Here is a 12,401-nt window from a genome sequence, read left to right on the forward strand (position 1 = left end):
TATCTAGGACAGCCCCAAAATTTATATTTAATTGCTGTATTAAATAGCATATATAAATAGTTAATATAGCCAATATACAGTACGCGAAAGGATTAAACCAAAGTTTACTTTCCAATACATCGATCTGACGCTTTATTATTTTTAAAATATTTAACATCAAGAACACCTCTAACATATAAAATATTTATAAGGTTTTACAACCCTTTTCGTAATATCTATTGTAGTACAAAACTTAGAGATTATCTTTAATAATTATTTATAGGTGTTCCCTGGTGAAATTTTAGTTTCCAACTGTTATTAGAATATAACCAAATTGAACTTCTGTTAGATTTTAATTTATCTATACCAACTTCACTAATATAGGTAACTTGATAAACATTTTTAGTTATTTTGTGAATTTTAAAATTTTTAAGAGGTATTGTAGCATTTATCTTTTGGTAAGGATGAGATAATATTTCTTCTCGAGTATAAATTTTACCTGAACGTCCATATTCAAAAAAATCGTCAGCCAAAAGATTATTAATATATGACACATCAAATCTAGTCTCTTCTACCCAAAGAGACTCTTCAAGAGTCTTAAGATGATTAATTCCATGTCTATTTAATAACAGAAACACCACCCATATAGTTTATAAGCGCTTCAGGAACCATAATAGATCCATCTTCTTGCTGATAATTTTCTATAACCGCCAATAATGTTCTACCAACAGCTAAGCCAGAACCATTTAAAGTATGAACTAATTTTGGTTTTTTCATTGATGGATCTTTATATCTAGCTTTCATTCTACGTGCTTGGAAATCACCACACCAACTGCAAGAAGAAATTTCTCTATAAGTATTTTGAGATGGTAACCAAACTTCTAGATCATAGGTTTTTTTAGCACTAAATCCCATATCACCTGTACATAATTTCATCACTCTATAAGGAAGATTTAGCTTTTGTAATACTTTCTCAGCATGCGAAGTTAAAAGTTCTAAAGACTCTTCGCCTTTCTCTGGAGTTGTAATATGTACTAGCTCAACTTTTTCAAATTGATGTTGACGAATCATTCCTTTAGTATCTCTACCATAAGAACCGGCTTCACTTCTAAAACAAGGAGTATGAGCTGTATAATATCTAGGTAAAGATTCTGTATCTAATATCTCATCTCTAACTAGGTTTGTAACAGGAACTTCAGCTGTAGGTATCAAACTATACTCAAAATCACCCTCTAGCCTAAAGAGATCTTCTGAAAACTTAGGTAACTGGCCAGTACCATACAAACTATCGTTATTAACCATATATGGCACATAAACCTCTTCATAGCCGTGCTTTTCTGTATGTATATCAAGCATAAACTGAGCTAAAGCACGATGTAGCTTAGCTATCTTACTTTTCAAAACAACAAAACGACTACCCGTAATCTTTGCCCCTGCTTTAAAATCGATCATCTTAAGTATTTCACCAATATCAGCATGATCTTTTGCTTGAGCTTCAGGATGGAATTCTCGAGGAGTTCCCCATTTTCTTATTTCAACATTCTCATCCTCATCTTTACCGACAGGAACATCCATAGCTGGAATATTTGGCATACCTAATAAACTATCATTAATATCTTCAAGTAAAGCTTTTAGGTGTTTTTCAACAGTTTTAAGCTCTTCATTTATCTCATTAACTTTGGTAAAAATATCGCTCGCATCTTCACCTTTAGCCTTTCTTTTACCAATCTCTTTCGAGATAGTATTTCTGTCAGCTTGAAGTTCTTGAGTTTTTTCCTGTAATAGTTTTCTCTTTGCTTCTTTTGCTTCAAATTCTGAGATATCAAACTTATAACCTCTTGTTGCAAGTTTTTCAGCTACTTCTTGTAGATTATCTTTGATATATTTTGCATCAAGCATTTTTTCTAAAATCCTTATTTTTCAAATTTAAAAATAGTTTTGCCTGTCATTTCCTTAGGCTGAGGTATACCCATTACATTAAGTATAGTCGGAGCAATATCAGAAAGCTTACCATCTTTGATAACAACTTCAGCTTCTTTATGGCCAACATATACAAACGGTACAAGGTTTGTTGTATGAGCTGTATGAGGCTTTTGAGTCTCTGGGTTTAGCATCATATCTGCATTACCATGGTCCGCTGTGATAAACATATTGCCATTATGCTCAAGTATCACATCTTTTAATTTAGCTAAACATTGGTCAAGATACTCTATCGCGCGCATAGCAGCTTCATAGTTTCCTGTATGTCCAACCATATCAGAGTTCGCATAGTTACACATTATACAATCATATTTGCCACTTTTTATAGCTTCAACTAATTTTTCTGTAACCTCTGGCGCTGACATTTCTGGTTGTAAATCATAAGTAGCTACTTTCGGAGATGGAATCAAAATCCTATCTTCTCCTTCAAATTGATCTTCCTTACCACCATTGAAAAAGAATGTCACATGAGGGTACTTCTCCGTTTCTGCTATTCTTAATTGTGTTTTATGATTTTTCATTAATACTTCACCTAGAGTATTAACTGGCTGATCTGGAGGAAATGCTACAGCACACTCAAGTTTAGAATCATACTCTGTCAGTGTTGTGAAGCTTATATTTAAATGCTTTGGTCTTGGAAAACTATCAAAACTTTTATCCACAAAAGCATGACTAATCTCTCTAGCTCTATCAGCTCTAAAATTCATAAAAATAAGACTATCGTTATCTTGAACTTTAACTAACTTATCATCTTTTTTAATACAAGTAGGTATTACAAACTCATCAGATTGATCGCGAGCATATGATTGCTCTAATGCTTCAAGAGCATTATTATAGATAAATTCAGCTTCTGCATTTGCTATAGCATTATAGGCTCTTTCAACTCTATCCCAACGATTATCTCTATCCATAGCATAGTATCTTCCAGAAACACTTGCTATATAGCCTAGGTTTAGATCTTGTAATAGCTTATCAGCTTTTTTAATTGATTCTTCTGCTGATCTAGGAGGAGTATCTCTACCATCTAAAAATGCATGTAGATAAACTTTCTTAACACCCTTCTGCTTTGCAATTTTTATCATCTCAAAAATATGCTCTTCATGAGAATGAACCCCGCCAGGAGAAAGTAGACCCATCAAGTGTAGACTTGAGTTATTTTGTTTAACATTTTCAATAGCATCACAAATCGCTTTATTTTCACCAAAAGTCTTCTCTTCGATAGCTTTGTCAATTTTTGTAAGTTCTTGATAAACTACTCTACCAGAACCTATATTCACATGACCTACCTCGGAGTTACCCATCTGACCTCTAGGAAGACCTACTGAGAGACTAGATGCATCAATAAGAGTTCTTGGAAATTCATCCCAGATGTTATCCCAAGTTGGAGTATTTGCATTTTTAATAGCGTTGAAGTAGTCACTCTCACTATAGCCCCAGCCATCAAGAATTACTAATAAAGTAGTTTGTTTCATAATTATCCTCAAAAAGTTTTAACTTTTGAAATCATTTTTCAATACAGAGCTAATTATAACTTTATATTTAAAGTTTGTCTGCTTTGATACGAAATTTTTAAATATTTTCTAATTTCTAAGCTATTTTTTCAAGGATATAAATACACTAAAATTATGAATTTTAAAAGATAATATTGTAGTAACGTAATAATATATTAATTAGCTAGGACCTCTTCCATGCTATTTAATCTCCGTACTTCAACCTGCTGATTAGGAATTATAATAGCTATAATTAACCCTATAACAGCTACAGCTAGAAGAAGTAAACACAGTCCTACAGTTGGAGATAGCCATCCCATAATAATAGTAGCTATCATTGGCGCGAACCCAGATAAGGATGCTCCAAAACCAAAGCCTATCGAACAACCTGTTGCTCGAACTCTAGGTGGGAAAATTTCTGTATAATATGGTGTTGATACACCTTGTATTATAGATGTCAAAGCAGCCATAGCAATAACCATAGAAGTTATTAACGCCACATTCCTTAATTGCATAAACATAACCATTGGCACACATAAGACTAACAACATCACATACCCTGCAATATGTGTCTTCTTACGACCTATTATATCAGATAAATATCCTGCTAAAGGCATAACGATACACATAATTGCTATACTAACAGTATTTATAGCTAGTGCTGTAGAAAGACTAAGATTAAGCTCAGTTTCCATATACGTTACCATATATGTTATATCTAAGTAGTAAAGCACCATCGCTGTTGTTGATAAACAAATAATTAATGTTAAACGCCATGGATAATGCTTAAGCAAGTCTCGAACAGGCTCAACTTTAAAGTTATTATCAGTATTCTCTATTTTCTTATCTTCTTTTATAAAGAAATGTATCAATAATAAAAAGAATCCTAACGCAAACGGTATACGCCAAGCATAATATTGCCAAGATTCTGGTAAGAAATGTATGGCAATATAGCTAAGTCCAGATGCTAGAAGAAAACCTACAACTGATGCTGAATATGCAACAGCTAAATTAAATCCTGTAAATGCTTGTTCTTCAGCTGTCAAAGTCATCAGATTACCGAACTGCCCTCCAGCAGACAAACCTTGTAGCACACGCACTACAACTAATAGTATTGGTGCCCAAATTCCTATACTGTTATATCCTGGTAGAAAGGCCATCATTATAGTTGGTATTGCCATGAAAACAATCGCAATATTCATGGCGTAGTGACGACCTAACTTATCTCCAATCCTTCCAAAAATCACTGAGCCTATAGGTCTTGCAATAAATCCTGCAGCAAAAGCTCCAAAAGTTGCTATCAAGGCTACCCAGGCATTAGTCTTAGGAAAAAACTGAACTGCAATTATTGTTGCAAAATATCCATATAATGAAAAATCATACCATTCGATTATATTACCAAAAGAGTTTTTTAATGTACGAACAACTTGTTCAATCATAATAAAAGTTTGTACTCCTTATTCATTTTTATAAAAATTTATTATCGTTTTATAATAACTAACAAACGCTATAAATTCAAATTACTAATTTTATAACTTTCTAACTTGAGTTTCTTATTTATGTACCTTTAGTTTTCTTATATAATCTATTAGTAGTCCCCTATTACTATTTATGTCGGCTTTTATGAAAGAATCTATAAAAAAAAATAAATTACCAACTCTTGATAGTGTGAACACTTTAAATGTCTTAATAACCGCTTTTTCTGAAGAGCTAAGAAGAATGAAATTTGAAGGTGATATCCATTCTGACTACGCCTCAAGGATATCCACCTCTATGGATAACAGTGTGTATTTTATTGTTCCAGAGCTAGTAGTTTTTCCAAAAAATAAAAGCGATGTTAATAGAATCTTTGCTTTAGCTAGTAAAAAAGAATATCAAGAGGTAAAGTTCTCGCCACGAGGAGGAGGTACTGGTACCTCAGGACATTCATTATGTGCTGGAGTTATAGTGGATTCAAGCCGCTATATGAATAATATTTTAGAAATAAATATTGAAAAAGAATTTGTCAGAGTAGAGCCTGGTGTTGTATTAGATCAATTAAATGATGCTTTAGCAGACACTGAATACTTTTTTGCTCCCAATCTATCACCAAGTAATAGAGCAACATTAGGTGGAATGGTAAATACAGATGCTTGTGGTAAAGGCTCAAGAATATATGGTCGCACTAGCCAACATGTTTTAGAGCTAGGATGTACATTAGTCAACGGACAAAAACTAACAACGAAAAAAATAAAACTAAATGACCTAGAAGAAGGTAATCTAAGTGAAGTTGAAAAGAACATATATTCAACTGTAGTTGGACAAATAATAGATAAATATTCTTTAATTGAAGAAAAACTACCTAAATTAAGCAGATTTTTAACAGGTTATAACTTAGCTAAAACCTATGATAAAAAAGATAATAGTATCAATCTTAGCTATTTGGTTTCTGGATCAGAGGGTACTCTTGCTTTTGTTAAAGAGATGACTCTTAAACTTACTAAAAAACCAAAATACAAAGCGCTATTTAGTATTTCTTATGATAGCTTTGATAAAGCACTAAAAGCTGCTAGAGACTTATTACCATCAAATCCTTCTGCAATAGAAACCATTGATAACAATATTGTTGAAATAGCCAAGGATGATGAGATTTATCCGAAAATAAAATATATGCTTGAAAAAGATACTTCGATAAACCTTGTAGCTATAAATCTTGTAGAGTTTATTGCTGATTCACAGCATGAGTTAGACACTAAAACTGCAAAACTAGAGAGGACATTATTAGATAAGCGAGCAATCTTTCACCTAACAGAAAGTCCTTCTGAGATGGGTAGTCTATGGGAACTTCGTAAAAAAGGCGTAGGACTACTCGGTGCAATGAAAGGTGATCGTAAACCAGTACCATTTATAGAAGATACTGCAGTTGCTCCTGAAAGATTAGCAGACTACATTGCAGAACTAAGAAAACTACTAGACTCTCATGGTGTCAAGTATGGCATGTTTGGTCATGTTGATGTTGGCTGTCTTCATATCCGCCCTGCTTTGGATATGAGCTCTCCTGAAGATTATAAAAAGGTTGCACAAATTACAAAAAAAGTTAGTGAACTTGTCAGAAAATATGGCGGTATCTTATGTGCTGAACATGGACATGGCCACAGAAGTGAGTATCTAAAGGATTATTTTGGTGAAGAACTTTATGAATCTTTAGGTCACATTAAAAAAGCTTTTGATCCACATAATCAACTTAACCCAGGTAAGATAACTGTACCTAACGGTAGTAAAGATCAGTTAGTAAAAGTTGATGGTCCTTTTAGAGGGTATTTAGATGAACAAGTTCCAAAAGAGATGCGTCAACAATTCTCTGGTGCATATAATTGTAATGGTAACTCTCAATGTTTAAATTATAATTTAGACACGGTTATCTGCCCTTCAGCTAAGGCTAGTAGGAACTGGTTATATTCACCTAAAGGAAGGTCTGCTGTTTTACGTGAATGGCTAAATCAGCTAGCTGCAAAAGGCTACTCTACAATTGATAAAGAGGATAGCTTTGGTTACGAAAAATCTGAGGATACTCTTAATGATTTCTCACATCAAGTTTATGATTCTTTAGATAAATGCTTAGGCTGTAAAGCTTGTATTACAGGATGCCCTATAAAAGTTGATATACCTACTATGAAATCACAGTTTTTAGCAAATTATCATTCTCGATACAAAAGACCAGCCTTAGATTACTTCGTTAAACATAGTGAATCTATCTTAAAGATAAATTTATATATGCCAAAAATCTTCAATGATATATTTAATATACAATTTGTTAGAGCTGGCTTAGCAAACACTATTGGGTTTGCTGACACTCCTTTAATAAGTTCTTTAAATTTAAGAGTCGAACTAAAAAAAAGGAATGCTCCTGAATTTAATATCCAAGAGCTAGAAAGCTTATCAATAGAGCAAAGAAAAAAAACTGTCTGTATTGTACAAGATATATTCACATCATTATATGATACTCATATAGTACTAACTTTATATGATTTCTTAACAGCTTTAGGATTTAGAGTTTATTTTGCTCCTTTTAAAATAAATGGTAAGCCCTCACATGTGAAAGGTTTCTTAAAATACTTTAAGAAACAAGCTCTAAAAGCAACCAAACTCTACAATGAAATAGCTAAAACTAAAGTTGAGATGATTGGTATTGATCCAGCTATGACTCTAGTATACCGTGATGAATATCGTAAGATTTGTGGCGATCAAATAAGATTTAAAGTAAAAATGCTTCAAGAGTGGCTAGTTACAAAACTAGAAGATTTGCCACAAATGAACAATATGATAAAAAATGAGTTTAACCTATTTAATCATTGTACAGAAAAATCCCTATCTGCAACAGCAACTAGCGATTGGCAAAAGATTCTTAATTACTTTGGTATAAATACAAAAATAGCTAACGTTGGGTGTTGTGGCATGTCAGGTAGCTTTGGTCATGAATCTAAACATGTAGATGGCTCAAAACAGATCTATAATTTAAGCTGGAAAGATAAAATAAAGCAGTCTGGAATTAGAAACTCTATAGCAACTGGATTCTCTTGTAGATGCCAAGTTAAGCGTATTGAAGGACACACAATTAAGCATCCTATAGAAATTTTAGAATTAAATCGAAAAAAACAGCAAAAAGTGTTGACACAGCAAATAGGATAAGTATAATAATCAACATTCCTCGGGTTGTTAGCTCAGTCGGTAGAGCAGTTGGCTTTTAACCAATTGGTCACAGGTTCGAATCCTGTACAACCCACCACTTATTTCTTATAATTTTACTACTAAAAACCAAAAATTAAATTTATTTTTTATATTGCTTTTGATAAAGTAATAAATTTTATTTAGTATTTAAATTTTTACCTAATTTTCAAGAGACTTTTATCTATTTAAAAATAGATATTTTTTATTAATCTTCACAATTTTTATCAACCTAAATTAAATTTAGCAAACAGCTTAGATTAATTAAACTATAATTACTAGTTTCCAATTAATTTAAGATTTGCATATATTAGAAAATAGAACCATAATAAAAATATTAAATTACGTGTACTTATAAAATGACAAAAGAGCAAAAAAAAGTTTTTTATGGAATGGTAATAGGACTAACTTTATCTATTCTAATTATATTTATTGGTTCGATTTGTGATATCTTCCATCTTGAAAACACATCTAACAAACTTTCAATTGCTTTAAAAGCTCTTCTTATTCCTGCTTTATTTTTAATAATCTCTGTAGCGAGATTAGCAAAGCATCGTTTTTTTAGTAGTGAGGATATAAATGGTAGCGGTCTAACAAATAGTTCTCAAAAAGCTAAGGTTCTACAAGCTTTGATACAAAATACCTTAGAACAATTTTGTATTGTGCTTGTAGCATATACATCATGGGCAGTAACAATGCCAATAACTAGTTTATCTGCTATAGTCTTTGCAGCAATTACTTTTGGAATAGGAAGAATCTTGTTCTTTTTAAACTATCATAAAGGTGCTGGCGCTAGAGCTTTAGGTTTCACTCTAACATTCTACCCTTCTGTTATAATGATAGTAGTAGTTTCAATTTATATATTTATATAATTTTTTGCAAAAGAGCAAAAATAAAAAATATTCAAACAATAAATTTAATAGAAACCGAAAGTTTAGCCACAACTTGGATCTGTAGTCTCTGTACAGTGTCCACCTGGAGCCGTTAAAGTAGCGTTTATCTTATTCTTTACCACATTATCTGGCTGCAATTGTAAATTTGTTTCTTTTAGATCAGCAATATTAATTTCTTTTGCTATCATAATATATTCTCCTCATTATTTTTATTTATTAAATTTTAATTTTATAAGCTATATAGATAACTTAACTATAGCATTTGACAACGGTATCTATTACCCAATCAATTTTAAGTAATGATAATCAATATTACTATCAAACACAGCTTAATATTATTTAATATTTTGCTGTAAATCAATGGAGTGATTTATTTAATAGTTGATTTAAAAAGCTTCTTCTAAATTAAAACAGAAGGAACTATATTTGGCTTATAAAGCCTTAATAACTGATAGACTATACCAGCTTCTCCAAGCATTATTCCAGCACAATAACTTTGAGGATCACAATACTCATTTTGAATAACTTTAGATAGTAACCCATTAATATACTTTTTATAAGTATCTTCATTTATATAATCATTTTGATAAGCTTGTAAAAGAAGCTCTGATGATCCCATTAAACCATGACATAAATTTCGACAATTTTGATTATTCATTTGGTCAATAGTAGTATCTAGAGAAGTACTAAAGTCATCTAACAAATACTCTTGATTTAATATCTTTGCTAACTTTAAACGTGATAAACCAATACCAACACTTCCATGACACCATGATACACCACAGCTTTGCCCATGTTTAACACCTGAGCTTTCTCCACGTAGATCTTGCCAATTCTTCTCATTTTCATCAAAACAGCTCTTCTCATACTCTAATGCTTGATCAATCCATTGTTTGACTTTCTGAGTACATTTATGCTCATCATAACAAGCTAACGCAAGGGCTATACCAGTAGTACCATGAGAATAACTAATTATTGGTTGATCTCCATCAAACTTATATCCTTCATAAAGCATACTAGGATTAGGATAACACTCTAGTATTCTATTCACACATTGATCTAAAGAATCTTCAAAAATCAAACTTCCTTTAAGTAAGGAGGATACTGTTAGCAGCTGTGTAATATACCCTGCAGATCCTCCTATAATATCAAACGTATTATCTTCAGCAATTAATTCTTGCCCTATTTTTAGTAACTTTTCTATATGCTTTATTAAATCAGGATCTTTCCATAGTTTATATAACTGACCAAGTACAAAAACTCCTCCTCCTAAGCTTCCATATCCATCAATACTTAACTCACTTTGAATATAAGACTGGGATAAGCTACGTAAATAACTATCCAAGCACTGTTTAGCTACTTTTTTATAATGAGAATCTATAATTTCCCCAGCATACGCATATAATAACATAAATCCTAAAAGACCATCATAGAGACCAAGCTCAGTAAAGCTCGGTGTTGATGATTGATTATAAAGCTTAAGTGTTGGCCAAAAGATAAATCCATTATTATCAATCTTTAATGCTTCTATCTTAGATAAAAAATACTTTGAAAGGAAAACTAACTCAGATGAATAATCTTTAGGATCGTTATACGAACTAACCTTAATTACTTCATCTTCTAAATTAATACTACTAAAACTAGCTTCTATTATATGATATTGAATATGTAAATCCTCTTTAGATAGAATGTTAAGTAATTGCTTCACTCTGTCAAAACCAGAACTCTCTAAAGATATATTAACAACTCTATTTTGACCATCATATATAGTATCGCCTTCTGTAGTAGTGTAAAAATAAGGAATATCTTGATATTTTAACTCCTCTTTTTCATGTTTTATAATTTGCTCATAATTACAATGGTATTCATTACGATATAAGTTACTATCTATATATTTTTCATATTCTGTAGCAGAGTTTAATAGCATTGGATGATTTGTATTATTTAGTATTTGGGCATACTCTGAAGTCGATCGCGTAAGCACCCTAACCCTTAAGCCTTTAAAAAATTGTAATGGTGACTGATCACTTAAAAATAACTCTTTATTCTCCATAAAGAATCTATATATTTCTACAAATCCTTGTTTAAACTCATCTTGATAGTTAATAATACTGACTCTCTCTCCTTTTATATTTGGAATATTATCGGCAGCTTTCATAGTAAAGCGCTTCTTAGCTATTTTCATACTATCTGTACCCTTATTCTCCCAATAAGCTGATGCAATAGGCGCTTCCTGACCACCCTCACCATTTGTAGCGCTCATATCTATACCTTTATGTTCATCAGATGCAAATGAGCGACAAGGCAGAATTAAACTATCTGAAACGAAAGTTCGCGTCTGCATATATTCAGATTCTATTTGATAAAAACTAGGTGTAAAAAAGCATTCATAATCTATAATCACAGGATACTTGCCATGTGCAATAATGTTTTCCAAATGTAAGTCACATCCTGATAAAACATAGACAAGAGCAAGCATTGCCCCTAAGTTTTGATAATACTCTTTGATATCATCTTGTATATCGCACGACTTATAAGTAACAAATTCAGACCAAGAATAATCTTTATAATCAAGTATTTTATGAGTATAAAACTTTATTTTTGACTCTTGAGAAAGCCATCTAAAAAATGACTGAAATTCACAATCAATTTGTGATGGTCTTGGCTTATATACACACTTATATTCCTTAGTTGTATCACTGATTGATCTAAAGGTAAGAATTCGTGTACTACGACCTAATCTATGTGTATCTCCACTAGCACTTACTTTAATAAGTTTAACAGTATCATCATTAAATAGCTTATTCTGTAGACCATCTAAATTCTCATTTAGTCGATCTAACATTTCAATATTTGCACTTATAAAATTAGTTAAAACAAAAGATACTTTTTCTTTGAGTTTAGGGTATTTCTCAAAAATTGCCTCCTGATGCTCTTTCTTTTTCAACTCTTCACAGAAAAAATAAAAGCGATCTTTTGGTGTCTCTCCCTTTAAATAACCTTCTCGACTTGCTGAAGCTAACTCCAAAGCACAAACATTAGTAATAATATTCAACAATGATCTAAATAGGTTCTCTTTTAACAAAGATAATAGTAACTCTGCACTAACAACATTCTCACTATAGTACTGAGATTTATTAATTAATTCTGCTATAGTTTGTTCTATCTGTCTCTCTAATAAATTAAGAAATAAGAGCTCCTCATTAGTAGATATTATTTCTCTTAATTTAATTTCCATATTGTCCCTCATTAATTCTTACACAAAACACATGCAAAACCTACATTGTAAAATTTAGAGAAACAAGCTTTTTACTGCACTTAAGAAAGTTAGTAGTATTTAAAATTTATGATTCAT

General features: G+C 31.7%; 8 protein-coding genes and 1 tRNA gene. 3 read left to right on the plus strand and 6 right to left on the minus strand.

Annotated elements, in window-relative coordinates; translation table 11 throughout:
* Positions 1 to 245: 245 nt before the first annotated feature.
* From F3D62_RS03690 to F3D62_RS03705, 4 genes are all read right to left on the minus strand, one after another.
* Positions 246 to 617, minus strand: coding sequence for a DUF4440 domain-containing protein (locus tag F3D62_RS03690; RefSeq protein WP_191092527.1), 372 nt, complete (start codon positions 615 to 617; stop codon positions 246 to 248).
* Positions 598 to 1,878, minus strand: a complete 1,281-nt coding sequence (gene serS, locus F3D62_RS03695) for a serine--tRNA ligase (protein ID WP_150466903.1) — start codon at positions 1,876 to 1,878, stop codon at positions 598 to 600. Before serS ends, F3D62_RS03690 begins: the two co-directional genes overlap by 20 nt.
* A gap of 14 nt (positions 1,879 to 1,892) precedes the next feature.
* The gene (gene gpmI / locus F3D62_RS03700) at positions 1,893 to 3,431 is read right to left on the minus strand and encodes a 2,3-bisphosphoglycerate-independent phosphoglycerate mutase (protein WP_150466904.1); all 1,539 of its coding nucleotides are present in this window, start codon (positions 3,429 to 3,431) and stop codon (positions 1,893 to 1,895) included.
* Between the two features lie 194 nt (positions 3,432 to 3,625).
* On the minus strand, positions 3,626 to 4,888 hold the full coding sequence (locus tag F3D62_RS03705) for an MFS transporter (RefSeq protein ID WP_150466905.1): 1,263 nt from the start codon (positions 4,886 to 4,888) through the stop codon (positions 3,626 to 3,628).
* A 196-nt stretch (positions 4,889 to 5,084) separates the two neighbouring features.
* On the opposite strand from F3D62_RS03705, the gene F3D62_RS03710 reads away from it, so the two are divergent.
* From F3D62_RS03710 to F3D62_RS03720, 3 genes are all read left to right on the plus strand, one after another.
* Entirely contained in the window at positions 5,085 to 8,117 is a 3,033-nt protein-coding gene (locus tag F3D62_RS03710) for an FAD-binding and (Fe-S)-binding domain-containing protein (protein ID WP_150467093.1), read from the plus strand.
* Between the two features lie 21 nt (positions 8,118 to 8,138).
* Positions 8,139 to 8,214 (plus strand) — tRNA-Lys (locus F3D62_RS03715).
* A gap of 298 nt (positions 8,215 to 8,512) precedes the next feature.
* Positions 8,513 to 9,025 (plus strand): MAPEG family protein, encoded by a 513-nt coding sequence (locus tag F3D62_RS03720; protein ID WP_150466906.1) that lies wholly within the window; start codon positions 8,513 to 8,515, stop codon positions 9,023 to 9,025.
* A gap of 62 nt (positions 9,026 to 9,087) precedes the next feature.
* Here the strand turns inward: F3D62_RS03720 and F3D62_RS12715 are convergent, their stop codons facing one another.
* Together F3D62_RS12715 and F3D62_RS03725 are read right to left on the minus strand one after the other, a co-directional pair.
* Entirely contained in the window at positions 9,088 to 9,234 is a 147-nt protein-coding gene (locus F3D62_RS12715) for a hypothetical protein (RefSeq protein ID WP_191092528.1), read from the minus strand.
* Positions 9,235 to 9,446: 212 nt separating this feature from the next.
* The gene (locus F3D62_RS03725; RefSeq protein WP_191092529.1) at positions 9,447 to 12,284 is read right to left on the minus strand and encodes a type 2 lanthipeptide synthetase LanM family protein; all 2,838 of its coding nucleotides are present in this window, start codon (positions 12,282 to 12,284) and stop codon (positions 9,447 to 9,449) included.
* Positions 12,285 to 12,401: the final 117 nt, after the last annotated feature.

This window comes from Francisella sp. SYW-9, from assembly GCF_008711465.1.
Lineage (GTDB): Bacteria > Pseudomonadota > Gammaproteobacteria > Francisellales > Francisellaceae > Francisella.

Bases quoted from the DNA above. Each gene is read 5' to 3' on its own strand.
- serS (WP_150466903.1), bottom strand. From the start codon at position 1,878: ATGCTTGATGCAAAATATATCAAAGATAATCTACAAGAAGTAGCTGAA.
- gpmI (WP_150466904.1), bottom strand. From the start codon at position 3,431: ATGAAACAAACTACTTTATTAGTAATTCTTGATGGCTGGGGCTATAGT.
- F3D62_RS03705 (WP_150466905.1), bottom strand. From the start codon at position 4,888: ATGATTGAACAAGTTGTTCGTACATTAAAAAACTCTTTTGGTAATATA.
- F3D62_RS03720 (WP_150466906.1), top strand. From the start codon at position 8,513: ATGACAAAAGAGCAAAAAAAAGTTTTTTATGGAATGGTAATAGGACTA.
- F3D62_RS12715 (WP_191092528.1), bottom strand. From the start codon at position 9,234: ATGATAGCAAAAGAAATTAATATTGCTGATCTAAAAGAAACAAATTTA.
- F3D62_RS03725 (WP_191092529.1), bottom strand. From the start codon at position 12,284: ATGGAAATTAAATTAAGAGAAATAATATCTACTAATGAGGAGCTCTTA.